The sequence below is a fragment of the Acinetobacter sp. WA-87 genome, assembly GCF_039938935.1.
In the GTDB taxonomy this organism is placed as follows: domain Bacteria; phylum Pseudomonadota; class Gammaproteobacteria; order Pseudomonadales; family Moraxellaceae; genus Acinetobacter; species Acinetobacter seifertii.
In genome coordinates, this window is sequence record NZ_JBDUVF010000006.1 from 94552 (window position 1) to 118079 (window position 23528).

The 23528-nt window shown below is 39.6% G+C and carries 25 protein-coding genes; 17 read left to right on the forward strand and 8 right to left on the reverse strand.

Features of this window, described 5'->3' with window-relative positions; genetic code table 11:
• The 10 genes from nuoH (at position 1) to ABFY81_RS15980 (ending at position 9155) form a co-directional block, all read left to right on the forward strand.
• A complete protein-coding gene (gene nuoH, locus ABFY81_RS15935) occupies positions 1-1017 on the forward strand; it encodes an NADH-quinone oxidoreductase subunit NuoH (protein ID WP_004703499.1) in 1017 nt (338 codons plus the stop codon).
• Positions 1018-1035: 18 nt separating this feature from the next.
• Entirely contained in the window at positions 1036-1578 is a 543-nt protein-coding gene (gene nuoI, locus ABFY81_RS15940; protein ID WP_004703498.1) for an NADH-quinone oxidoreductase subunit NuoI, read from the forward strand.
• Positions 1578-2096, forward strand: a complete 519-nt coding sequence (gene nuoJ, locus ABFY81_RS15945) for an NADH-quinone oxidoreductase subunit J (protein ID WP_014205902.1) — start codon at positions 1578-1580, stop codon at positions 2094-2096. The genes nuoI and nuoJ overlap by 1 nt, the downstream gene beginning before the upstream one ends.
• Positions 2096-2404 (forward strand): NADH-quinone oxidoreductase subunit NuoK, encoded by a 309-nt coding sequence (gene nuoK / locus ABFY81_RS15950; protein WP_000529822.1) that lies wholly within the window; start codon positions 2096-2098, stop codon positions 2402-2404. The genes nuoJ and nuoK overlap by 1 nt, the downstream gene beginning before the upstream one ends.
• Positions 2401-4290, forward strand: coding sequence for an NADH-quinone oxidoreductase subunit L (gene nuoL, locus ABFY81_RS15955; protein WP_039251652.1), 1890 nt, complete (start codon positions 2401-2403; stop codon positions 4288-4290). Before nuoK ends, nuoL begins: the two co-directional genes overlap by 4 nt.
• Before the next feature lies 1 nt (position 4291).
• On the forward strand, positions 4292-5890 hold the full coding sequence (gene nuoM, locus ABFY81_RS15960; protein ID WP_039251650.1) for an NADH-quinone oxidoreductase subunit M: 1599 nt from the start codon (positions 4292-4294) through the stop codon (positions 5888-5890).
• 2 nt (positions 5891-5892) lie between these two features.
• Positions 5893-7389 carry an NADH-quinone oxidoreductase subunit NuoN gene (nuoN, locus tag ABFY81_RS15965; protein WP_004703492.1) on the forward strand — a complete coding sequence of 499 codons (1497 nt, stop codon included), beginning with the start codon at positions 5893-5895 and terminating at the stop codon, positions 7387-7389.
• Between the two features lie 100 nt (positions 7390-7489).
• Positions 7490-8125 carry a uracil phosphoribosyltransferase gene (gene upp / locus ABFY81_RS15970; RefSeq protein WP_004703485.1) on the forward strand — a complete coding sequence of 212 codons (636 nt, stop codon included), beginning with the start codon at positions 7490-7492 and terminating at the stop codon, positions 8123-8125.
• A gap of 115 nt (positions 8126-8240) precedes the next feature.
• Positions 8241-8534, forward strand: coding sequence for a cold shock domain-containing protein (locus tag ABFY81_RS15975; protein ID WP_039251649.1), 294 nt, complete (start codon positions 8241-8243; stop codon positions 8532-8534).
• 159 nt (positions 8535-8693) lie between these two features.
• A complete protein-coding gene (locus ABFY81_RS15980; protein ID WP_227504480.1) occupies positions 8694-9155 on the forward strand; it encodes an excalibur calcium-binding domain-containing protein in 462 nt (153 codons plus the stop codon).
• Between the two features lie 11 nt (positions 9156-9166).
• Here ABFY81_RS15980 and gigC read toward each other — a convergent pair whose 3' ends face one another.
• Positions 9167-10054 (reverse strand): LysR family transcriptional regulator GigC, encoded by an 888-nt coding sequence (gene gigC / locus ABFY81_RS15985; RefSeq protein ID WP_004703480.1) that lies wholly within the window; start codon positions 10052-10054, stop codon positions 9167-9169.
• Between the two features lie 86 nt (positions 10055-10140).
• Here gigC and ABFY81_RS15990 point away from each other — a divergent pair, with 86 nt between their 5' ends.
• The gene (locus ABFY81_RS15990; RefSeq protein WP_347914151.1) at positions 10141-10902 is read left to right on the forward strand and encodes a ferredoxin--NADP reductase; all 762 of its coding nucleotides are present in this window, start codon (positions 10141-10143) and stop codon (positions 10900-10902) included.
• A gap of 47 nt (positions 10903-10949) precedes the next feature.
• On the opposite strand, the gene ABFY81_RS15995 is transcribed toward ABFY81_RS15990, so the two are convergent.
• Complete coding sequence (locus ABFY81_RS15995) at positions 10950-11369, reverse strand: hypothetical protein (protein ID WP_347914189.1); 420 nt, start codon at positions 11367-11369, stop codon at positions 10950-10952.
• 292 nt (positions 11370-11661) lie between these two features.
• Here ABFY81_RS15995 and ABFY81_RS16000 point away from each other — a divergent pair, with 292 nt between their 5' ends.
• The 3 genes from ABFY81_RS16000 to ABFY81_RS16010 all read left to right on the forward strand — a co-directional run bounded on the left by ABFY81_RS16000 (position 11662) and on the right by ABFY81_RS16010 (position 14072).
• A complete protein-coding gene (locus ABFY81_RS16000; protein ID WP_039251644.1) occupies positions 11662-11889 on the forward strand; it encodes a hypothetical protein in 228 nt (75 codons plus the stop codon).
• A gap of 227 nt (positions 11890-12116) precedes the next feature.
• Positions 12117-13775: a mechanosensitive ion channel gene (locus ABFY81_RS16005; protein WP_347914152.1), complete on the forward strand. Its 1659-nt coding sequence runs from the start codon at positions 12117-12119 to the stop codon at positions 13773-13775.
• Positions 13776-13901: 126 nt separating this feature from the next.
• A complete protein-coding gene (locus ABFY81_RS16010; protein WP_004703471.1) occupies positions 13902-14072 on the forward strand; it encodes a hypothetical protein in 171 nt (56 codons plus the stop codon).
• Between the two features lie 12 nt (positions 14073-14084).
• Here ABFY81_RS16010 and ABFY81_RS16015 read toward each other — a convergent pair whose 3' ends face one another.
• The 5 genes from ABFY81_RS16015 to ABFY81_RS16035 form a co-directional block, all read right to left on the reverse strand.
• Positions 14085-15284: an NAD(P)/FAD-dependent oxidoreductase gene (locus tag ABFY81_RS16015; RefSeq protein ID WP_347914153.1), complete on the reverse strand. Its 1200-nt coding sequence runs from the start codon at positions 15282-15284 to the stop codon at positions 14085-14087.
• A 116-nt stretch (positions 15285-15400) separates the two neighbouring features.
• Entirely contained in the window at positions 15401-16282 is an 882-nt protein-coding gene (locus ABFY81_RS16020; protein ID WP_347914154.1) for a pyridoxal-phosphate dependent enzyme, read from the reverse strand.
• Positions 16283-16347: 65 nt separating this feature from the next.
• The gene (locus ABFY81_RS16025) at positions 16348-17493 is read right to left on the reverse strand and encodes an HlyD family secretion protein (protein ID WP_347914155.1); all 1146 of its coding nucleotides are present in this window, start codon (positions 17491-17493) and stop codon (positions 16348-16350) included.
• Positions 17494-17533: 40 nt separating this feature from the next.
• On the reverse strand, positions 17534-19177 hold the full coding sequence (locus tag ABFY81_RS16030) for an MFS transporter (RefSeq protein ID WP_240288183.1): 1644 nt from the start codon (positions 19175-19177) through the stop codon (positions 17534-17536).
• Complete coding sequence (locus tag ABFY81_RS16035; RefSeq protein WP_068936156.1) at positions 19174-19743, reverse strand: TetR/AcrR family transcriptional regulator; 570 nt, start codon at positions 19741-19743, stop codon at positions 19174-19176. Before ABFY81_RS16035 ends, ABFY81_RS16030 begins: the two co-directional genes overlap by 4 nt.
• A 180-nt stretch (positions 19744-19923) precedes the next feature.
• Between ABFY81_RS16035 and ABFY81_RS16040 the strand changes: the two genes are divergently transcribed.
• The 3 genes from ABFY81_RS16040 to ABFY81_RS16050 all read left to right on the forward strand — a co-directional run bounded on the left by ABFY81_RS16040 (position 19924) and on the right by ABFY81_RS16050 (position 21214).
• Entirely contained in the window at positions 19924-20547 is a 624-nt protein-coding gene (locus tag ABFY81_RS16040) for a LysE family translocator (RefSeq protein WP_004703462.1), read from the forward strand.
• A gap of 162 nt (positions 20548-20709) precedes the next feature.
• Positions 20710-20898: an NF038215 family lipoprotein gene (locus tag ABFY81_RS16045; RefSeq protein WP_068936152.1), complete on the forward strand. Its 189-nt coding sequence runs from the start codon at positions 20710-20712 to the stop codon at positions 20896-20898.
• Positions 20879-21214: a calcium-binding protein gene (locus ABFY81_RS16050; RefSeq protein ID WP_202733360.1), complete on the forward strand. Its 336-nt coding sequence runs from the start codon at positions 20879-20881 to the stop codon at positions 21212-21214. The genes ABFY81_RS16045 and ABFY81_RS16050 overlap by 20 nt, the downstream gene beginning before the upstream one ends.
• Before the next feature lie 82 nt (positions 21215-21296).
• Here the strand turns inward: ABFY81_RS16050 and metG are convergent, their stop codons facing one another.
• Positions 21297-23363 carry a methionine--tRNA ligase gene (metG, locus tag ABFY81_RS16055; protein ID WP_347914156.1) on the reverse strand — a complete coding sequence of 689 codons (2067 nt, stop codon included), beginning with the start codon at positions 23361-23363 and terminating at the stop codon, positions 21297-21299.
• Positions 23364-23528: the final 165 nt, after the last annotated feature.

Consider the following 23528-nt stretch of genomic DNA (forward strand, 5'->3'; position numbering starts at 1 on the left):
ATGAATCAAGAAATTATACGTCAAACGCCACTTTGGGCTGAGAACTGGCCAATTGCTTATGCAGTTGTTCAAGCAGTTGTGATTTTGCTTGTTGTTGTTCTTGTTGCTGCGTTGATGTCTTTTATTGAGCGTCGTTTACTTGCTTGGTGGCAAGACCGTTATGGTCCAAACCGTGTTGGTCCTGGTGGTATGTTCCAGATCGTTGCCGACATGCTCAAGATCATGTTCAAAGAAGACTGGACACCAAAATTTGCTGATAAATTAACTTTCCGTTTAGCTCCAGCAGTTGCGATGGCAACTGCGGTGCTTTCGTTCATGGTTATCCCGGTGAGTCCTTCACTGGGTGTTGCCGACATGAGCATCGGTTTGTTGTTCTTTATGGCAATGGCTGGTATTGCAGTCTATGCAGTCTTATTTGGTGGCTGGGCTTCAAATAACAAATACTCATTGCTTGGTGGCTTACGTTCAGCTGCTCAAACCATTTCTTATGAAGTGTTCTTGGGTATCTCGTTAATGGGTGTGGTTGCAATTGCAGGTTCATTCAACCTTCGTGAAATTGTTGAAGCACAACGCGATGTTTGGTTCGTTATTCCACAATTCTTAGGTTTCTTGATTTTTGTGGTTGCTGGTGTTGCGGTAACTCACCGTCATCCATTTGACCAACCAGAAGCAGAACAAGAATTGGCTGAAGGTTACCATGTTGAATATGGCGGTATGAAATGGGGTATGTTCTTCGTTGCTGAATATGTCAACGTTGTACTTATCTCTGCATTGATCGTGACTTTATTCTTTGGTGGCTGGTTAGCGCCATTCAATTTAGAAATTCCATTTGTTCCACCAGTATTCTGGTTTGTGATTAAAACAGCATTCTTTGTAATGATGTTTGTATTGGCACGTGGTTCTTTAATGCGTCCACGTTATGACCAAGTCATGAACTTTGGTTGGAAAATTTGTTTGCCATTGGCGTTGGTCAACTTGTTAGTGACTGGTGCTGTGATTCTGATGAATCAGGCCTAGGACAGCAGGGAGTACAAAATGTATAAATTTCTAGCTGGATTCGGATCAATTGTACGTTCGTTGTTTATGGTATTTAGCCATGCAACGCGTAAACGTGACACGATTTTATATCCAGAAGTACCGGCTGAACAAATTGTGCCGCCACGCTTTCGTGGTCGTATCGTATTAACGCGTGACCCAGATGGGGAAGAACGTTGTGTGGCATGTAACCTTTGTGCGGTTGCATGTCCAGTTGGCTGTATTTCACTACAAAAAGCAGAAAAAGAAGATGGGCGTTGGTATCCGGAGTTTTTCCGTATCAACTTCTCTCGTTGTATTTTCTGCGGTATGTGTGAAGAAGCATGTCCAACGACAGCGATTCAAATGACTCCAGATTTCGAGTTAGGCGAATACGTACGTCAAGACCTTGTATATGAGAAAGAAAACTTACTCATTTCAGGTCCAGGTAAATACCCAGACTACAACTTCTACCGTGTAACTGGTATGGCTGTTAGCGGTAAAGAGAAAGGTCAAGCACAAAAAGAAAGTGCACCAATCGATGTACGGAGTCTATTACCATGATGTGGCCGTTTTATTTGATGGCGCTCGTGGCCATCGTTTCTACGGTTCGTGTAGTTACTAACACGAACCCTGTACATGCATTGCTTAGTCTGATTGTTTCATTACTTGCAGTTGCTGGTATTTTCATGATCGTAGGTGCGCCGTTTGCTGGCGCCCTCGAAATCATTGTTTATGCTGGTGCAATTATGGTCTTGTTCGTATTCGTGGTGATGATGCTTAACTTAGGGCAACACACTGTAGAACAAGAGCGTAAATGGCTTTCTTCAGATGCTTGGGCATATCCAGCACTCATGAGCTTTTTACTTGGCTTACTTTTAGTTTGGATGCTTGGTGGTGAATATACAACCATCTCTGCACCACTTGGAGCACAAGTAATTGGACCAAAAGTTGTTGGTCAAGCGCTCTTTACTCACTACTTATTATTGGTTGAAGTTGCCGCGATGTTATTGCTAGCAGCCCTTGTTGCAGCATACCACTTAGGTAAACGTGAACCAGGTGCAGAAGAGGAAAAAGAATAATGGGCCAGATCCCTTTAGAACATGGTTTGATTGTTGCAACCATTCTTTTTGCACTCGGTTTTTACGGTGTAATGGTGCGACGCAACCTACTATTTATGTTAATGAGCCTTGAAATCATGATGAATGCTGCTGCGTTAGCATTCGTTCTTGCGGGTAGCGTATGGGCACAACCAGATGGACAAGTGATGTTCATTCTGATTTTAACCCTTGCTGCGGCAGAGGCGTGTATCGGTCTTGCGATTGTCCTTCAGTTCTATCATCGCTTCCATCATTTGGATGTGGATGCTGCTAGTGAGATGCGCGGATGAGTTATTTATATCTAACAGTATTATTTCCGCTAATCGGTTTTATTTTATTGGCGGCAGGGCGTGATAAGCTCTCTGAAAATGTTGCAGCAATTATTGGTGTGGGTTCTGTAGGTTTGTCTGCATTATTTGCATTGATTGCTGGTATGGCATTTACCAATAGCGGTCAGCAGGTTTTTGTTCAAAACCTTTGGACATGGTTCAATGTTGGTGGTTTCGCTCCTGGCATTAGCTTACATTTAGATGGCTTATCTTTACTTATGATGGGCATGATCACTGGTGTTGGTTTCCTAATCCACATCTTTGCATCATGGTACATGCGTGGTGAAGAAGGTTATGCGCGTTTCTTCTCTTATTTCAACCTATTCGTTGCAAGCATGCTTGTGCTTGTATTGGGTGACAACTTAGCGTTGTTATTCTTAGGTTGGGAAGGCGTAGGTCTTTGCTCTTACTTGCTCATCGGTTTCTATTATGCAAACCCTGCAAATGGTTGGGCAGCGATCAAAGCATTTACAGTTACACGCGTAGGTGACGTATTCTTACTTATCGCTTTATTCTTGCTTTACCAACAATTTGGTACACTGAATACTCAGTACATTGTTGAACATGCAGCAGAAGTAATGACGAAGAGTTCGTCACTTACCATCTGGACTGCGTTAATGTTGTTCTTGGGTGCTGCTGGTAAATCTGCTCAAATTCCATTGCAAACATGGTTGGCAGATGCGATGGCAGGTCCAACACCTGTTTCTGCATTAATCCACGCAGCAACAATGGTAACGGCTGGTGTGTACTTATGCTGCCGTTTATTCAGCGTATTTGAGCTTGCACCTGAAGTGATGCAATTCATTTCGGTAACAGGTGCTGTAACTTTATTAGTTGCAGGCTTTGCTGCTCTTGTGCAAACAGACATCAAACGTATTTTGGCTTACTCAACAATGAGTCAGCTTGGTTATATGTTTATGGCTGTAGGTGCAGAAGCTTACCAAGCTGGCTTGTTCCACATGTTGGCTCACGCATTCTTCAAAGCATTATTATTCTTGTCTTCTGGTGCAGTTATTCTTGCTTACCATCACGAACAAAATATTTTCAAAATGGGCGGTTTGTTCTACAAAAACAAATTCCTATTTGCATGTTTCGCGATTGGTGGCGGTGCATTAGCAGCGATTCCATTCTTAACAATCGGCTTCTTCTCAAAAGATGCGATTCTTGGTGAAGTTTGGGTACAAGGTCAATCAGTTGCTCTATACCACACCTTATATTGGGCTGGTGTAGCAGGTGCGTTCCTGACTTCAATCTATACCTTCCGTTTAATCTGGGTTGTATTCTTCGGTAAAGAAAATACACATTACCATGAGATTAAAGGTGCAACTTACTGGGCGCCATTAGGTATCTTGGCAGTATTGTCTACTTTTGTGGGCGCTGCACTAAAAGGTCCTGTAGCTGGTATTTTAAATACAGCGAAAATTCCTGAATTCCATGTTGCTGAACAATTTGTAGAAGGCATGCATGGAGCAGAGCATTTAGCTGTAGGTATTGCGCTTGCTGGTTTAGCTGTTGGTATTGGTTTGTTTGCATTTGCTTACGGTGCAGTGAAATCATTTGCTCAAACAAGTCTTGGTGCTGGCTTAGCTCATATTTGTCGTACTGCATTTGGTTTCGATGCGTTGTATGACATCGTTTTTGTTAAACCTTATTTATTCTTCGCCAAACTATTTGGTCGTGATCCAATTGATAGCTTGTGGCTTGTGCTTCCTGCACTTGTTAAAGGCGGAAACAGTTTTACAAGCTCACGTCAAACAGGTTCATTGCGTGAATACGCATCAAGCATGTCACTCGGTGTAGTGGTGTTATTGATGATCTTGATCGTTATTCAGGTAGTGGGGAAATAAAATGGAAAACAATTTAATTTTACCCGCGCTGATCCTTGTTCCGTTCATTGCAGGTTTTGCTTGTTGGTTAGTCGATAAACTCGACAAAACTTTGCCACGCTGGATTGCCTTAATTGGTATGCTCATTACTTTAGGCTTAGGTCTTGCACTTTGGCAAAGTGGTACTTATACATACGAGTTGGGCTCAAAAGTCCCAACTTGGTCAGCTGAGTTCTATTTACCGTGGATTAAATCTCTCGGTATTGGCATTCACTTAGCAGTGGATGGCTTGTCTTTACTCATGGTGTTGTTAACAGCTTTACTTGGTGTACTTGCTGTTGGTTGTTCATGGGGCGAGATTCAAAAGAACGTTGGTTTCTTCCACTTAAACTTATTATGGAGTTTAGGTGGCGTTATTGGCGTGTTCTTGGCAATCGATTTGTTCCTATTCTTCTTCTTCTGGGAGATGATGCTTGTACCAATCTACTTCTTGATTGCGTTATGGGGTCATAAAGGTTCAAACGGCCGTTCACGTGTTTACGCTGCAACTAAGTTCTTCTTATATACGCAAATCGCTGGTTTAGTGATGTTAATCGGTATCCTTGGCCTTGTGGTCTATGGCTACATGATGACTGGTATGATCGGTTTTGATTACAACTATTTATTAGCTGTAGCGAATCGTTTACCTGCTGGCTTCGCGTATGGTTTCATGATCTGCTTCTTTATTGGTTTTGCAGTGAAGTTACCAGTTTTCCCATTGCACGGCTGGTTACCAGATGCGCATGCTCAAGCTCCTACAGCGGGTTCTGTAGACTTGGCTGGTATCTTGATTAAGACAGCAGCGTACGGTTTGCTCCGTTTTGTAATTCCATTCTTCCCAGCAGCTTCTGCACAGTTTGCAGATATTGCGATTATTTTCGGTTTGATTGGTATTTTCTACGGCGCTTGGTGTGCTTACCAGCAAACTGACATGAAACGTTTACTTGCGTATACGTCGATTTCACACATGGGCTTCATTTTACTTGCAATCTATGCAGGTAATATTTTGACCTTCCAAGGTTTAATGATCATGATGTTGGCACATGGTTTGTCATCTGCTGCATTGTTCATTATGTCTGGTCAAATCTACGAGCGCTTGCATACACGTGATTTGCGTTTGATGGGTGGTCTTCGTGGTCAACTCCAATACTTACCATTCTTCTTAATGTTCTTCGTAGCTGCTCTTGTTGGTGTGCCAGGTTTAGGTAACTTTATTGGTGAATTCCTGATTTTGATGGGTTCATTTAATAAATATCCTGCCTTCACGATTCTTGCTTCTATCAGCCTTGTATTTGCAGGTTTATATGGCTTGATCTTGATTCACCGTGCTTTATTTGGTGAGCCAAACCCTGAACAAAAGCAACACTACACTAGTCCATTAAAAGACTTATCTGCTCGTGAAGTTGTTATTTTGATGATTTGTGCGATTGGTCTCGTTTGGCTTGGTATCTTCCCACAAACATTCTTGGATGTATCTCATTCAAGTATGCAGTGGTTGGTCAATAGTTATGTGCCAGTACAAGAAGTCGTTGAAACTGTTCAGCAAACAGCTACTCAACTTGACCATGTGGAGATCCAATAATCATGAACTTCACAGTATCATTCTCTACGATTATGCCATTAGCGCCTGTGATGATTGTTGCGTTGACAACAGTCGTCGTCATGTTGCTCATTGCAATTAAGCGTAACCATAATTTAATCGCAACAACTTCTGTTGTCGGTTTAAACCTTGCTGCACTTTATATCTTGCTAGAACTATTTGGCGGTAAATTTGTACCGGCAAATGTGATGGGCATGTTTATGGTTGATCCATTTACATTGTTCTATCAGTTCATGATTTTAGTTGCATCATTGGCGTGTTGTACTTTGTCTCATGCTTATATCGAGACTTATAAAGACAACCGTGAAGAACTCTATCTTTTGTTACTTGCTTCTGTAGCAGGTGCAATGTTGATGGTTGCAAGTTCTCACTATGCATCTTTCTTCATTAGCCTTGAGTTAATGTCGATTCCTGTATACGGCTTACTTGCTTATACATATCAACGTAGCCAATCGCTTGAAGCGGGTATTAAGTACCTTGTACTTTCTGCAACAGCTTCTGCGATGTTGTTGATGGGTATGGCGTATATCTACGCTTACACTGGTTCACTTTCATTCTATGATTCTGTTCAAGCTTTATTTGGCGCAATCAAACAGCCAATGGTGTTATTAGGTTTAGCACTTATTATCTTTGCTGTTGCATTCAAATTATCGCTTGCACCGTTTCACAAATGGACACCAGACGTATATGCGGGCGCTCCAGCTCCAATGGCAACTTTCTTAGCTACTGCTGCTAAGGTTGCGACTATTGGTTTGTTCGTACGTTATTTGCTTGCTTCTGGCGCAATTATGGTGAACTCGCTAGTGACTGTTTTGACAATCATTGCTGTATTGTCAATTTTAGTCGGTAACTTGCTCGCTGTTCGTCAAGTGAACTTAAAACGTATTTTGGGTTATTCATCTATTGCTCACTTTGGTTATTTGTTAATTGCTTTAATTAGCATGACATATGCGAGCTTAGGTAGCGTAACTGTGTATGTGGTGACTTATGTATTAACAACTATTGGTGCCTTTGGTGCAGTAGCGTTAATGTCTAGCCCATATAACAACGTAGATGAAGCTCAAAGCCTTGCAGACTACCGTGGTTTGTTCTGGCGCCGTCCAGTACTTACAGCAACATTAACAGTCATGATGTTATCTTTGGCTGGTATTCCATTAACAGCAGGCTTCATTGGTAAGTTCTTGGTTGTTATGGCTGCTGTAACGACTCAACACTGGTTCTTAGCTGCAATGATTATTGTAGGTAGTGGTATTGGTTTGTATTACTACTTACGTGTGATGGTTGTGATGTATATGACTCCACCTGAAACTCCTCGTATTGATGCTGATGCACACTGGGGACAAAAAGTGGGTGGTTTAATGGTATTAGCTGCTGCTGCATTAGTGATTATTTTGGGTGTATATCCAGATCCAATGATTAATTTGGCATTAAAAGCAGAAATTTTATCTCCATTACATTTCATGCTTTCGCAACAACAATAATTCTTGTGTACAAAAAAGCCTCCAAATATGGAGGCTTTTTTTTATTGATAGTTAAAAAAAGATTATAATAAATACGTTTTTATATTTTTAGGTAACATCTGTGGCCATTCAAGAAATTCGTCACCCACTTATTCGTCATAAATTAGGTTTATTACGTCGTGCTGACATCAGTACTAAGAATTTCCGTGAGCTTGCTCAAGAAGTGACTATGTTATTGACATATGAAGCAACGAAAGATTTACCAGTTGTGGATTGCGAAATTGATGGATGGGCTGGAACTGTTACTACTCAGCGTATTGCTGGTAAAAAAATAACGATTGTACCGATTTTACGTGCTGGTATTGGTATGCTTGATGGCGTGCTTAATCTGATTCCAAGTGCAAAAGTAAGTGTGTTAGGTCTTGAGCGTAACGAAGAGACTTTGGAAGTACGTACTTACTATAAAAAGCTAGTTCCAGATGTGGCTAACCGTATTGCAATGATTATCGATCCAATGCTGGCAACAGGTAACTCTTTGGTTGCTGCAATTGATGTGTTAAAGGCAAGTGGATGTAAAGATATTCGTGTTATGGTATTGGTTGCAGCTCCTGAAGGAATTGCAAAAGTTGAGGCAGCACATCCTGACATTCAGCTTTATACTGCATCTATTGATGACGGCTTAAATGAACAAGGTTATATCGTTCCTGGTTTAGGCGATGCTGGCGACAAGATTTTTGGTAGTGTTCAAAAAGATTAATTTTTGACATAGTCATAAAAAAAGAGACTTCATCAAACCGTATTTTTTAACAGCGGAATTGAAAGTCTCTTTTTATTTACAGCAACGATTGGATGGGAAAAGTAGGGGAAAGATCATGAAACAAGAGTTTTATATTGGAAGAGTAAAACAATATAACGCCGATAAGGGGTTTGGTTTTATTTCAACCACTGAAGGAGATATTTTCTTTCATATTTCTGACTTTCCTGCATCAGAAGGTGAGCCGAAAAGAAATGAAAAAGTGAGATTTCTTGCGGCTGACAATCAAGGGAAATTTAAAGCGATCAAAATTGAGCGTATTGACACGAATCCTGCGAAAACCAAAAAAAATAAAATTGCGGATCACAATAAAGCGATCACGAGTGAGTTATTGTCAAATTTTCGACGTTAATAATGAGCTAAATGTAATATATTAAAAACACTTAAATAATGAATGTACTAGACAATTGTTTTGATGTGTTCAGAAAGATTAAGTGATTTAGAATTAAGGGAGATATTAATTTCCCTTAATTTTCTTAAAAATGAATAATAAGATAAAGAATGGGGAAATATGGTTCAACGGGGAAAAATTAAACGCAGCAAATTCAAGCTGAGTTCACGTGAGTACATCAGTATATTTATCGTTGGCATCTTGGTTATTGTTGCGTGTGTGACTTTTATTGTATTGCACTATCGTCAACAAGCTCAGCAGCGTGCATCACATGAAAAAGTACAATTATTAATACAGCAACAGAAGCAGATTATTAAGGAACAGCGAGCAGCTTTGGGTAAATTGCCAGATATACAACTTTCTGAGAAAACGAAAAAGGCTTTAGCATTTACTCCTCAAACAGCTCCAGCCCCGGAACGAGTAAATAATGAAACATCGGCTTTTCATTGTGATGGGCGTGAGCATTGTTCGCAAATGCATTCTTTAGAAGAGGCACGTTGGTTTGTAAGAAATTGCCCGAACACTAAAATGGATGGAGATCATGACGGTGAGCCATGTGAAAATGATTCACGATGGCATTAGAAGATCAGGCTTTAAGCCTGATCTTCATCGCAGAATTTTAAAAATGCTTTAAGACCTGGGCCTTGATATTTTTGGCGATGTACCAGCATATAAAGTGGACGGGTCAGTTGCCAAAATGGTGTATCTAAAATAACGAGTTGACCTTTCTCACTTAAAGGTTCAATCGCTAATCTAGAAATACAAGACATTCCTAAGCCACCTGCCACTATTTTCAAGATTGCTTCATTATGACCAAGCGTTAAGCGAATGTTGGCATCTGGTAGATCTTGCAAAATTGCATTATCAAAGACTTCACGCGTACCAGATCCCTCTTCACGTAAAATCCATTCTACGTCATGAAAATCTTGAGGTGTAAGCGGGCGATTTAAACGAGTTAAAGGATGATCTGGTGAACAGCATACTGCTAACTCATCATCACGCCAATGAATACACTGGAGTTGAGGTAAGTGACAAGAACCTTCAATTAAAGCTAAATCTAGTTGGAACTGATTTACTGCTTCAATCATTTGGCGTGTATTGCCCACTTGAAGTTGTAAATGTGCTTGCGGATGACGTTGTAAAAAGTTAGCCATTAAATCAGGCATTAAATAGTCGCTAATGGTTAAAGTCGCACCGATACGTAAATCGATACTTTGTAATTCACCCTTGGCAGCTTGTTCAAATGCTTCACAACGTCCTAATATTTCTAATGCTTGAGGAAGTAAAAAACGTCCAAGATCATTAAGCTGTAAGCGCTTACCTAAACGATCAAATAAAGGAGCACCTAAGCCGTCTTCTAAATCGGCTAAAGCCATACTAGCTGCACTTTGCGTCAGTCTGACCGCATCACTGGCTTTAGTAACGGTTCCTTCTTGGGCGACTGCTACAAAAACAGCCAACTGGCGTAATGTCATCCGCATGTTTAAAAAGCCTTAACGTTTAAAAGTATTCATTATTTCGGCTGTCATGCTAACATGAGCGCACTATTTCATGCCACGTTGAAATCATGTCAATTGAAAAATTTAGCGTAGAAAAAGTTTTATCAGTTCATCGTTGGACCCCAACACTTTTCAGCTTTACCATGACTCGTCCTTCGCATTTTAAATTTACCGCAGGTCAGTTTGCGCGTATAGGTTTAAAGGTAGGTGACGAACTGGTTGTCCGTGCTTATTCGGTGGTGTCTTCTCCATTTGATGAAACGCTAGAGTTCTTCTCAATTGTTGTACCAGACGGTGCTTTCACTTCGAATCTACAGCATTTGAAAGTCGGTGATGAGCTATATTTAGAAAAAATTCCCTATGGATACCTGACTTTGGCGCGCTATCAGCAACCTTTGCCGCATGATTTATGGTTGTTGGCAACAGGTACAGGTCTGGCTCCATTTTTGTCGATGCTACAAGACTTTGAAACTTGGTCTAATTATCAAAAGATTAATTTGGTTTATAGCGTCCGTACAGTAGATGAATTGGCTTATATCGATCGTATTCAAGAGATTGCTGAAACGTTTGGGGAAGGGCATAACGGCTTTAAATTTATTCCTATTATTACCCGAGACTCATCAGCGCCGTTGCATGAGCGCTTACCGGTTTTAATCGAAAATGGTGAGTTAGAAAAAGCAGCAGGTCTGGAACTTAATTCAGCAACCAGTCATGTTATGTTATGTGGAAACCCACAAATGGTAGATGATACCAAAGAGGCTTTAAAACGCCGTGGTTTGACAATGAATCGTCGTGGTGAAGGAAATATTGCGGTAGAAAATTATTGGTAAAAACCGAAAATAAAATATTTTAAGAAAACTTTTTATGGATATGTTTATTAATGGACAAACATATCCATAAATTCACGAATTTCTGAAATCGCGCTGTCGACATCTGTTGAAAGCCAAGTTGGTTCAAATAGACCTGCATAATATTCAAGACGATCTTGAGGAACAACCAAGCGAACAGGGCAGTCTTCTTCAAGTAAACGCCACGGTAAAATCGGGACTTCATTGTCCAGAAATACATTGATATTACGAATATCAACAATCATCGCATTAACACAATCAGGGAATGGCATGACCGAGAACTCTTCGGTACGGCGACGGAAATACTCAAGATCACCCCATTTTAACTGGAAGCTTGGTTTATTAAATTCAATAATACCAATGAGATGCTCATCTCTTGTTTGATGCAAATAACATTGATGTGTGACGTCAGTGTCGAGATCAAGAGTTACGCTTTGCTGACGATACATCATAAAATTGAGTAGCTTTAAAACAAGGGGGCTTATTATAGCCTATTTTATAAAAAGTAAGCGCTAAAACATATTGTATTACAAATCGAGTTTTGAAGAAGGTAATGAATAAAATGAGATTATATTTTTAATAGTCAAAATTAATGTGGCTAAATTTTATACTAAATTTATTATTTTAAAAGTAGAGTTTTGCAAACCTAGTCACCTACGCATAATGCTTTTTCACACAATGCAACAAATCAAATTGCTATGATGATTATAAAGTTAATGATAATAGAAGAGGGGAAAGAAGATGCATGATTTTTCAAAACCACCTCATGTGACGAGTCCTGAAGAAACTGCGAAAAAAAGAAGATTGCCAGTTTATATTTTAATTATTGTTGGGCTTTTTCTTATTGCACTCATCGTCTACATGGTTGCTGATCATAGCAAAACGCCTAAAGAAGAAGGAGCTTTTCAACATGAGACCACACCACATGTCATGATGGGTAGTTCTGATTTGAAGACTTACAAAGGATAGTAAGCCCAACAGTATATCTTGATAGAAAGCCTTTAGGATGTGCCCTGAAGGCTTTTTTTGCAATCTTTTGCATCAATTTGTTGTATTTATGCAGAAGGTTGTTGATTGAAAAATATTCAAAACATAAGGTGACATAGACCGCATTTATCGTCATTTTTTACAACGAACTGGTGTTTTTCATTTATTGATAACACTGAAAAGAACATAACAATTGAGGACATAACAATATGAATGAATTTTTTAATGGGCCTCGCGGCGCTCAGTTTGATGCGATGTATTACTGGGATCAGTTTCATCCTATTTTGGCTGCAATTGTCATCTTACTGGTTGGCTGGATAATCGCTTTAGTGGTAGCAGCAGGGGTAAAAAAACTTCTGCAAAAATTAAATACCAATGCCAAATTATCTTCAGCTACAGGGCGTACTCCCAATATAGAAGGTCTCGTCTCCAAAGTCATATTTTGGTTTATTTTGATTCTTGCCGTTGTTGCTGCTTTAAATGTACTCAACATTAGTGGAGTAAGTGGTCCATTTAGCAATATGGTGAATCAGGTACTTGTTTACATTCCAAATATTATTGCTGCTGTGGTGGTGGGCTTTATTGGCTGGATTGTTGCTCGAGTGGTGCGAGCAGGGATCACCAATGTGCTATCTAGAACGCAACTTGATGATAAATTAAGTAGTGAAGTGGGTGTAGGAGGAATCAGTCAGAATATCGGTGAAATTCTTTACTGGCTTGTACTATTACTTTTCCTTCCTATTGTTCTCTCAATCTTGGGATTAACAGGTTTACTTATTCCTGTTCAAAACATGGTGAATGAGGCAATTGCCTTCTTACCAAATATCTTTATTGCTGGCGTTATCGTTTTTGTTGGTTATATCTTGGCAAAAATTGTACGCGGTATTGTTGAAGGTTTAATCAATAGCTTAGGTGTTCAGGCTCAAGCTGAAAAAATTGGTCTTTTCAAAAATTCAAATGTAGGCAAATTCTTAGGTTCATTTGTTTTTGCCATTATTATCATTACGACATTGATTGTGGCATTTGAAGCTTTGGGTATTCAGACCATTTCTCAACCTGCGACAGCAATGCTGAATGAAATCTTGCAAGCGATTCCAAACATTATTGCTGCTGGTTTAATTCTACTTGTTGCTTATATTGTTTCTCGTTTTGTTGGACGCTTGGTTGCTGAACTTATTGCAGGAACAGGTGTTGATGAAATTCCAGCAAAATTAGATGTACAACGCTTTTTAGGTCAAACTAAAGTCTCTGGTGCTGTTGGCTGGTTAATTGTGTTCTTTACCATGTTGTTTGCAGTTTCTGAAGCTGCTGACCGTCTTGGTTTTGAACAGATTAGTGGTCTAATCGCAATGTTTATCCATTTCGGTGCAAACATTCTATTAGGCGCTGTGATTTTGGTGATTGGTTTCTGGCTTGCCAATGTTGTGGCGAACGTAGTTCAACGTGGTGAATATAATAGTTCACGTTGGTTAGGTAGTTTGGTCCGTGTCTTGATTATCGGCTTAGTTCTTGCGCTTGGTTTAAAAGCGATGGGTATTGCTGATTCGATTGTGAACCTTGCATTTGGTTTAACTCTAGGCGCAGTTGCAGTTGCTTTCGCACTTGCATTTGGTTTGGGTGGTCGCCAACCAGCAGAAAGATTGCTATCTGATTTGCTTGATAAAGCGAAAAAAGAAGCAAATCATCCAAATCCTTTATATCAACCACCTACTACAACAACAGCGAGTACGTCTTCAACTCCAACTACGACAACTCCACCGTCAGCGGTTCCATCTGATGCAAAACCAGCAGATTCTGCACAGGTAAACCCAGCACAACCACCTGTAAATAAACCATTTGGCTCTACTGGTGAAAATGATGAAATTTAGTGAGTGAACTAATTTTCAGATAAACCGTACAAAAAATCTTTGATTTTTGTGATAAGTTCGACCACTCTATATGAGTGGTCGTTCTGTCTTTGACAGCTATAAAAACAAATAAGTGAGGAAAATACGATGAAAAAACCTGGTCGTTTTTTAGCACCTGTTGTAATTGCTGGGATTACCGTTGGTTTTTTAGCAAGTGCTTATAAATTTGTATTTAGCAAATCTGACTCATCAAAACAGGCAACAACGCATACACGTGATGCTGAAAAATCATCAAGTGAGTCTAAAGCAGCAAATTAGCTTATTCCGCATTTAAACATATTGTGCTGCTGCATAAGCAGAAGACCAAGCCCATTGGAAGTTATAACCTCCTAAATGGCCGGTTACATCAAGTACTTCTCCAATAAAGAACAGTCCTTTCTGCTTTTTGCTTTCGAGTGTTTTAGATGAAACTTCGGTTGTATCAATTCCACCTAAGGTCACTTCGGCAGTACGGTATCCTTCAGTGCCTGATGGTTTAACCGAAAAACCATGTAACTGCTCGGTAATATGCTCTAGCTGTGCATCACTGATATTACCAATCGCCGTTTCGCTATGCTCTGGCCATATGAGTTGTTGTAGCTCTTGTACAATACTTTTCGCGGTAAATTCATTCAGAAGGGTACGCAATAAAACTTTCGGCTGTGATTTCTTTTTGTCTTTTAAATAACTTGTTAAGTCTTGGCTTGGGAAAAAGTCAATTTTAAAACTTTCTCCAGTATTCCAATAGTTAGAAAGCTGTAAGGAACTTGGTCCACTTAAGCCACGATGGGTAAATAATAACGCTTCAGTAAAGCTATTTTTTGAGTTGCTTAAAGTCACATCTAAAGCATTGCCACTTAAACGTGTGGTGACTTCTTTAATATGATCTGAAAAAGTAAATGGAACTAAACCAGCACGGGTTGGGAAAACTGTATGTCCAAATTTTTGTGCCAGTTCATAGCCAAATCCAGAACCGCCCAAAGTCGGAATGGATAAGCCGCCTGTAGCAACAACTAATGATTCACAGCTAAATCGACCTTGGTTGGTGTGTACAGAAAAACCGCCTTGTTGTAATGGGTCGATCTGTCCAACTTCACAATGGGTTTGGATTTCAACATTGTTGGTTTTATTACACTCACTCACCAACATCTCTAAAATTTCTTTAGCGCCGTTTAGCGTAAATAATTGACCGTGTTTACGTTCTTCATAGGCAATTCCATAATCACATACCAGCCCAATAAAGTCCCAGTTGCTATAGCGTGACAGGGCAGAAATGGCAAAGTGTGGATTATGAGAAATATAGTTGTCAGGCTCTACATACAGGTTGGTAAAGTTACATTTCCCACCGCCCGACATTAAAATCTTTTTACCAATTTTGTTGGCTTTTTCTAAAATTAAAACCGAGCGCCCTCGTTTAGCAGCATGTGCAGCCAACATGAGTCCAGAAGCGCCTGCACCTAAGACAATGACATCGACATGACTGTTAGACATAAGAGATTCTCGATTAATCGTGAAAATTAAAAAGGGGCATATACTACCATGTCGGCACTTACTCGTGCTAAAGACATTTATTGCCGTAGAGAAAACGTTAGCTAAAAGTGAGTGAATTATTGGTGTGATTTATTTCTTATATCTGCCTGTAAACCACCAGAATGAATAGCCAGAATACGAGTTCCTTCAGGAAAGTAATGATTCTTCATAAGGTCAAACAGACCGAACATCATTTTTCCCGTATAGATCGGTTCAATAGGCACGGCATATTTCGCTTCAAAACTCTCAATAAATGCAAATAGTTCAGGTGACGTTTTGGCATAACCTCCGCAGCAATAAGCATCTGTCAGAGACCAATTCTGTTTTTTAGTCCACTGTTGAATTTCTTGTTGTAAAAAGTCACCTTTTAAAGCCGAAAACCCCATAACTTTTTGATGTGCTGAACTTCTTTCAATAAGACCTGAAATCGTTCCACCAGTTCCGACTGCACAGCAAATCACATCATATTGATCTAAGTCATATTGGCTGAGGATTTCCTGACAACCTTGAACTGCCAGTTCATTGGTGCCACCTTCAGGAATAATGAAAGCTTCAGGAAATTGAAGATGCAACTGTTGAAGATAGTTTTCATCATTTCTCAAATGATATTCATTGCGTGAGACAAAATGTAGCTGCATTCCCAAACTTTGGGCTTTTGCCAAAGTGGGGTTAAGAGGCTTACTCGCTAACTCTTCACCACGAATAATTCCAATACTATGTAAGCCAAAAAGATGAGCTGCATAAGCAGTTGCAGCAATATGATTTGAAAAAGCCCCACCAAAAGTCAAAATAGTTGATAGGCCTTGTTGTTTTGCGGCAAGCAGATTGTATTTTAGTTTGAAAAATTTATTGCCTGAAATTTGAGGATGAATTAGATCTATCCTTTTAATGTCGAGATGAACAGATGAGGGGAGTTCAATGTGCTGATAGGAAATAGGCTGGGCAATGTGATCAAACATTAGAAATTGAGAAAAATAATGAATGATCACATTGTAGCTTTTTACAGAGAACTTTAAAAAGCTGATTAAGAGCTTGTATCGACAGAAGTAATCACTGACATACCAGGGCGTAAGTGTTCCATTCCTTCTTGATTTGGATCAATGGTAATGCGTACGGCAATTCTTTGAACAACTTTGGTAAAGTTACCTGTCGCATTGTCTGGCTTTAACACACTGAACTCTGAACCAGCAGCAGGTGAGATTTGCTCAACATGGCCTGTAAATTTTTTGTGGTTCATGGCATCGACAGTAAACCATGCCTTTTGACCAATTCGCATATTGGCAATTTGGGTTTCTTTAAAGTTAGCAATCACCCAAGTTTGCTGTGGAATTAAGTAGAGTAACTGTGAGCCTGCCGCGACATATTGTCCAACACGAGGGTTTACTTCACCCAGTTGACCATCCATTGGAGCAACAATAACGCTATAGTCTTTGGTGGTCTGTGCTTGGTCTAACTGTGCCTTAGCACTTGAAACTTGTGCTTCTAAACCAGTTTCTGCAACCTGCGCAGTTTTCAAAGCCTCTTTAGCAACTAAGACATTCGCTTCTGCTTGTTTCAGTGCTGCAAGATTATTTTCAGCATCGGCCGCGGCTTTATCTTGCTCAGATTTAGAAGCTGCTCCACTATTTCCTAACTGTTGGTAACGTCTAAGCTGAGCTAAAGAGAGTTCGTATTGAGCTTTTGCTTGATCGACTTTAGCTTGCGCCGCCACAATATCAGCTTGTTTCTGAGCAATGGATTGGGTTTGGTTGGCTAAAGTATTTTTAGCTTGTTCAACCCCAGAAGCTGCCTGAGTTACTTTTTGGTCATAAGTGGTTGCATCAATATGCATTAACACTTGACCCTTTTTGACATGATCAAAGTCTTTGACTAATACATCTTTAACGTAGCCATTAATTTGTGAAGATAAAATCGTAGTTTTACCTTTGACATAACTATTGTCAGTTTGCTGGACACTCGTTGCAAAAGGACCAATTCTCCATGCCCATAAAATTACTAAAATACCGATAATAAGGACTCCCAACATCCATAATAGAGTTGAGCTTTTTGTTGGAATCAATTTACTTGCAGGTGCAGGTGCAGGTGCAGGTGCAGGTGCAGGTGCAGGTGTTGGCTCGTTGGCAGGTGCCTGAGCTGGTGTTGGTTCCGGTTTGTTTTGATCATCTGACATATATCAATCTCAATTTCTATTTCATCAATAACAAAAGCCTTTAAGGACGGCTAATTCCTCTACGTTGTAGATATTTACTACGGGCAATATTAAATCCACCCCATAAGAGCAGTGCGATAGCAAAAATACCGTTTAACGCAATAACATCATTGTAGGCACGCACTTGTGCTTCACGGGTAACCACTTGATTGAGTGTGCGCATGGCCTGAGTCGTTTGTAATGCCGGGTCATTTGTTGTGATGGCTGCACTACGTTGATAGGTGGAGAGCCTTTGAGAAACTAACGGATCTGATTGTTCTAAATCTTTAATAATCTCGACTTGATAGTTTTGTGTGCGGTGTTGTTGATAGGTCGAGAAGAAAGAAGACCCGACAAGGCCACCAAAGGTTTGAGTTGCAGAGAACAGCACAATAAAAGTCACCACATACGAAGGGCCTTTAGCCAAAGTCTGTGCGAAACCAATGAGCAGTAAAGGTCCAATAAATAAACCACCTGCAAAACCCACTAAGAATTGACTTGCAAAAAAGTTCACAGGTCGAACATCACTGGTTAAGTGATAATCTAGTCCACACGCAACCAGAATTAAGAACTCTGCGAAAAGTAAGTGGAAGATAATTCGTTCACGTGAAAAAGTCAGTGCACTAAACAGCGTTCCGCTTAAAATCCCGATGAATATCACTACATAAAGAGGTACAAACTGATCAGGCCCCATTCCCATGGCTTTTAAGAAATTAACAGCAGCATAGCTTTGCTCAGACATTAGAAGTCGAATAGCAAAAGCACCAAAAATGAAACGCAAGGTCGAAGAAGCACCTAACCAGCGTGTCATAATTAATGGATTGGCACGATAGTGTTCATAGAGCAAACCAAGAACAACTAAGCTAAAGCCAGCAATTAATACATATGCCAACCATTCACTGTTAAACCACCATAAAATTGGGCCTTGTGTGAGCACAATACATAAGCATGCAAAACCGGGAGCCAGTAAAGCAAAGGTGAAGAAATCCTGCTTCTCAAAAACATAGATTCGTAAGCTACGTGGTAATTTCAATGAAACAACCATCGCTAAACAACAAAGTGCTAAACCTAGCTCAAAGGTATATAGGACAGACCAACTGTCTGTACTGACAAGAAATGGAGAAATAATCCAAGCGAGGGGAACCCCTAATTGTTGGAAACCGAAGGCGATATATATACCTTTTGCCATGTCTGCTTTTTTAAAAGCCTGCATGGTGTAATACATACCTAAAGAGCTGAGAGGTGCTCCTGCCAAACCTGCCACAACCCTTGCGAATAGGGCCATTTCATAGGTATGCACAAAAATATGTAAAACCAGCACGGCAATAAAAATAACCAGCCCTATTTCCGAAAATACTCTTAAACCATACTGTTGTCGGGCTTTAAACAAAATCAGGTTTGAGCTGACATTTGCCATGACATAAGCCGCAGGGAGCCAAGCAGCTTCGGAAGGCGTCAGTCCATATTCACCTTGAATTAAAGGTAAATTTGCCGTAATAAAACCATTACTTAAGCTTGCCGAAAGGGCGACAAATAAACCAATAAAAAAGTAAATAAATCGCTTAGGTACAGAGTGAGCAATAGCTGCCGGTGAACCAGGTAGAGTCGGTTGCTCTTCTGGTGTCCAGTCGGGTGGTGTTTCTAAATAACGAGGCGTTTTACTCATTCTATCCCTCGAATTTTTTGTACTTGAATACCATGAATTAGTAATTCAATTGCTCGTTTTGCTAAGCGAGTTTGTTCTTCTGGCTCATGTCCTTGAAATGAAGAACCCAACATTGCAGTGATCATTGCATAGTCATTGGCAGTGAGATCAGCTCGGCACAGTTTTTGTTCTATCGCATTTTCAATCAGTGGGTTAAGTGCATTATTTCGCCGTTCATAAATTTTTAACATAATTGGATCTTGTCGATCAATCACTCTCCAAAAATCTTGCAAAATTGCAAGTTTAGGAAGTTGTGCAATATGTCCTTCAATTAAACGAAATAAACCATCCTCGAATTGTTGAAAATGAGCAGCTTTTTGCTCTAGCTGTGTAATCGCGCGTTCTAAAAGCGCGCTAATTAAAGCTTTGCGGTCACAAAAGTTACGGTAAAAAGTTGCTCTGCCTACACCTGCATGGTCAATCACAACTTGTAAGGGGACATTAATGCCATGAATACGAAAACATTCTTCGGCTGCATTGAGTAATTCATCCCGATTATGGGCAGCAATTTTTTGACGTTTACTCATGTCATTGGTTTGGGAGTTCTAAAGACCGATATATTTAACGGACATTTTTGTCCGTTGTGAAGATATAAATTGTAAAAAACATGAAAATTCAATTTTCATCATTTATATGTTTTCCGTTTTTATATGTGTCATAAAAAGCTGTTAGAATACCGCGCAATTGCATGATGCTAGGTCAATACAATGTTTGAGTCCCTTATTCCTCTTTTTTCAATTGCGATGGCATTGATGCTTGGAGCAATAAGCCCTGGGCCGAGCTTTATTTACGTAGCACAAAATTCAATTTCTAAATCACGTAAACATGGTTTATTTACAGCTTTAGGTACAGGTACAGGCGCAGCTCTTTTTGGTTTTCTAGCTGTTATGGGGTTGCAGGCAGTTTTATTAGCAGTACCTTCAGCATATTTAATCTTAAAAATTGGTGGTGGGCTGTATTTGCTTTGGCTGGCTTTTAAAATTATTAAACACGCTAAAGAACCAATTGCCATGGAAAATGATGGCAAATCAAAAATGACCTATAAACAGGCATATCGTTATGGCCTGATTACCCAGTTAAGCAACCCGAAAATTGCAGTCGTTCTAGCGAGCGTATTTACTGCTTTATTGCCAAAAGAAATTCCAAATTACTACTACGTTGCATTGCCCGTGATTTGTTTTATGATCGATGCAGGGTGGTATTCATGTGTTGCAATGCTGCTCTCTTCAGAGAAGCCTAGAACAATGTACTTAAAAGCAAAAACTGGCGTTGACCGAGTAGCTGGAAGCATTGTGAGTGTATTAGGTTTAAAATTAATTTTCTTCAAATGATAAGCCTTTAATTAAAATATCTAAAAAATCCAAAGCCAGCTATTTATAGTCTGGCTTTATTTTTGAGTAAAATATATACAAATTGAAATATCTTTTTTAGTACTTAAACATTTAAAAAGTGGTAACTTAATAAATAAAACAAAAAGAAATGAGGGTCACGTTATGAAAAAACTAATGGTGAGCATTTCTGTAGTTTTTCTCATCTTAACTACAGGATGTGAGATGAGAACCATGAGCAAGCAACAGCCAGCAAATGAGCGAACTATGAGCATTGTTGGCACACCTGTTCATGAAAAAGATTACAAAATTTCTGATTTACAAGCCAATAATCATGAGCAATCCAACTATTAAGTTACTTACAGCTTGCATCACTTACTGCATTTTAAATGTAGTGAGTGCATGTGAGCCTGCATCTTTGGATTGGAAGCTTTTTCAGGAAAAATATGATGTAAATCATGATGGTTTGTACAGCTTAAAAGAGTTTCAACAGGTACAAGATTTCTATCCTTATCGTTGGCCTACGGATAAGCGTTTTCAGGGAGAGAATAAGCAAACAGAGCTATTTCATTATTTAGATAAAAATAAGAATGGCTATTTAACAAATGAGGAGTTGGGGAATATACACGTTTTACTTAGTAACCCTTGTGAAGGGCGGCCGTGGTCATAATTTAAATCTTCTAGATGTTCCTTGAAAATTTATAGTTAAAAAAAAGCTCCCAATTTAGGGAGCTTTTTTACATGCAGGCAGATTAAGAAACTTTATCGCCAGGTTTTGCACCGCTATCTGGTGAAATAATGAAAATACCTTCACCATTTCCAGCAGCAAGTACCATACCGTTTGAAATACCAAAACGCATTTTACGTGGTGCAAGGTTAGCAACCATAACAACCAATTTACCTTTTAGGTCTTCTGGTGCATATTGACTACGAATACCACTAAATACATTACGTGGTTCAGCTTCACCAACATCTAACGTCAATTGAAGTAATTTATCTGAACCTTCAACTGTACCAGCTTCAAGTACTTGAGCAACACGTAAGTCAACTTTTAAGAAATCTTCAATACCGATAATTTCAGCTTCACCCACTGCCGGAGTAGGCACTGCTTTTTTCTCAGCTGCTTTGTCTTTTTTCGCTGCCGCTTTTGTTGCTTCTGGAGCAGGAGCACCTAAAGACTCTTTAGAAGCATCAACCATAGCTGCAACAGCTTTTGGATCAACACGTTGCATAAGTGGCTGGAACTGCGCAATCTCATGGCTTACAAGAATTTGTTTGCGTGACTCGAAATCGAAGCTTTCAAGTTTTAAGAAATCTTGAACTTGTTGAGCTAAAGTTGGCAGAACTGGAGCCAAGTACACCGCTAATTGACGGAATAAGTTGATACCCACAGAACATACATCAAGAACTTGTTGCTCTTGACCTTCTTGTTTAGCAAGAGCCCAAGGTTTCTTCTCATCAATATATTGGTTTGCACGGTCAGCAAGCGCCATAATTTCACGGATCGCCGTTGAGAATTCACGTGCTTCATATGCTTTAGCAATTGAATCGCCTGCATCAATAAAGCTTTGTACTAACTCAGATTCTGCACATTTAGCAGATAGCGTATTGTTAAAGCTACTATTGACGAACTTTGCACAACGGCTAGCAATATTGACGACTTTACCGACTAAGTCTGAATTTACTTTTTGAACAAAGTCATCAAGGTTCAAGTCAGAGTCTTCAACTTTATCTGAAAGTTTAGAGGCAAAGTAGTAACGTAAATACTCTGGGTTTAAATGCTGTAAATAAGTCTCGGCCTTAATGAAAGTACCACGTGACTTAGACATTTTTTGTCCATTTACAGTCAAGAAACCATTTACGAACAAGCCTGTTGGAGTACGATAGTTCGCACCTTCAAGCATTGCAGGCCAGAACAAAGCATGGAAATAAACAATATCTTTACCAATAAAATGATAAACATCGTTTTGGCTGTCTTTTTTCCAGAAATCATCAAAGTTTAAATCTGGGCGTTTAGTTTTGATGTAGTTTTCAAAACTAGACATATAACCAATTGGTGCATCTACCCACACGTAGAAATATTTATTTGGTGCATCTGGAATTTCAAAGCCAAAATATGGTGCATCACGAGAAATATCCCAGTCTGCTAAACCAGCTTCAAACCATTCATCTAACTTGTTCGCAATTGAAAGTGGTAAGCGACCTTCATCACGCGTCCATTTTTGTAAATATTCAGAGAAGTTTGGAAGTTTGAAGAAATAATGGTCTGATGATTTTTCAACTGGTGTTGCACCACTTAAAGTTGAACGCGGATTAAGTAACTCTGTTGCATTATAAGTTGTACCACATACTTCACATGAGTCGCCGTATTGATCTTCTGATTTACATTTCGGGCAGGTACCTTTAATGAAACGGTCAGATAAGAACATCCCTTTTTCTGGGTCAAATAATTGAGTTACAGGGCGAACTGCAATATTTCCAGCTTCACGATTTTTAATGTAGATATCTGTTGAGCGTGCTTTGTTTGCATCGCTATGAGTTGAATCGTAATGATCGAAATGTACGCCAAAACCATCAAAATCACGAATGTGTTCTTTTTGAACATTCGCAATTTGCTCTTCTGGGCTAATACCATTCGCTTCGGCACGTAGCATAATTGCTGTACCATGAGCATCGTCCGCACATACATAAGTCACATCATGACCCATTGCTCGCATGGCACGAACCCAGATATCTGCCTGGATGTAACCGAGTAAATGACCCATATGAATTGGACCATTCGCATAAGGGAGGGCATTGGTGACTAAAATTTTACGCACGGATCTCATTCTCTCATTCGTATTTATAAGGTGGAAGATTTTAACTGATGCAGGGAGATAAGCAAAGATTAATAATCTTTAGCTAAGCATAAGAGGCATCTATAAAAATGGATGTGAAGTCAAAAGCTGTTTCTCTTTAGAACAGATAAACAAATCAAAAAATAT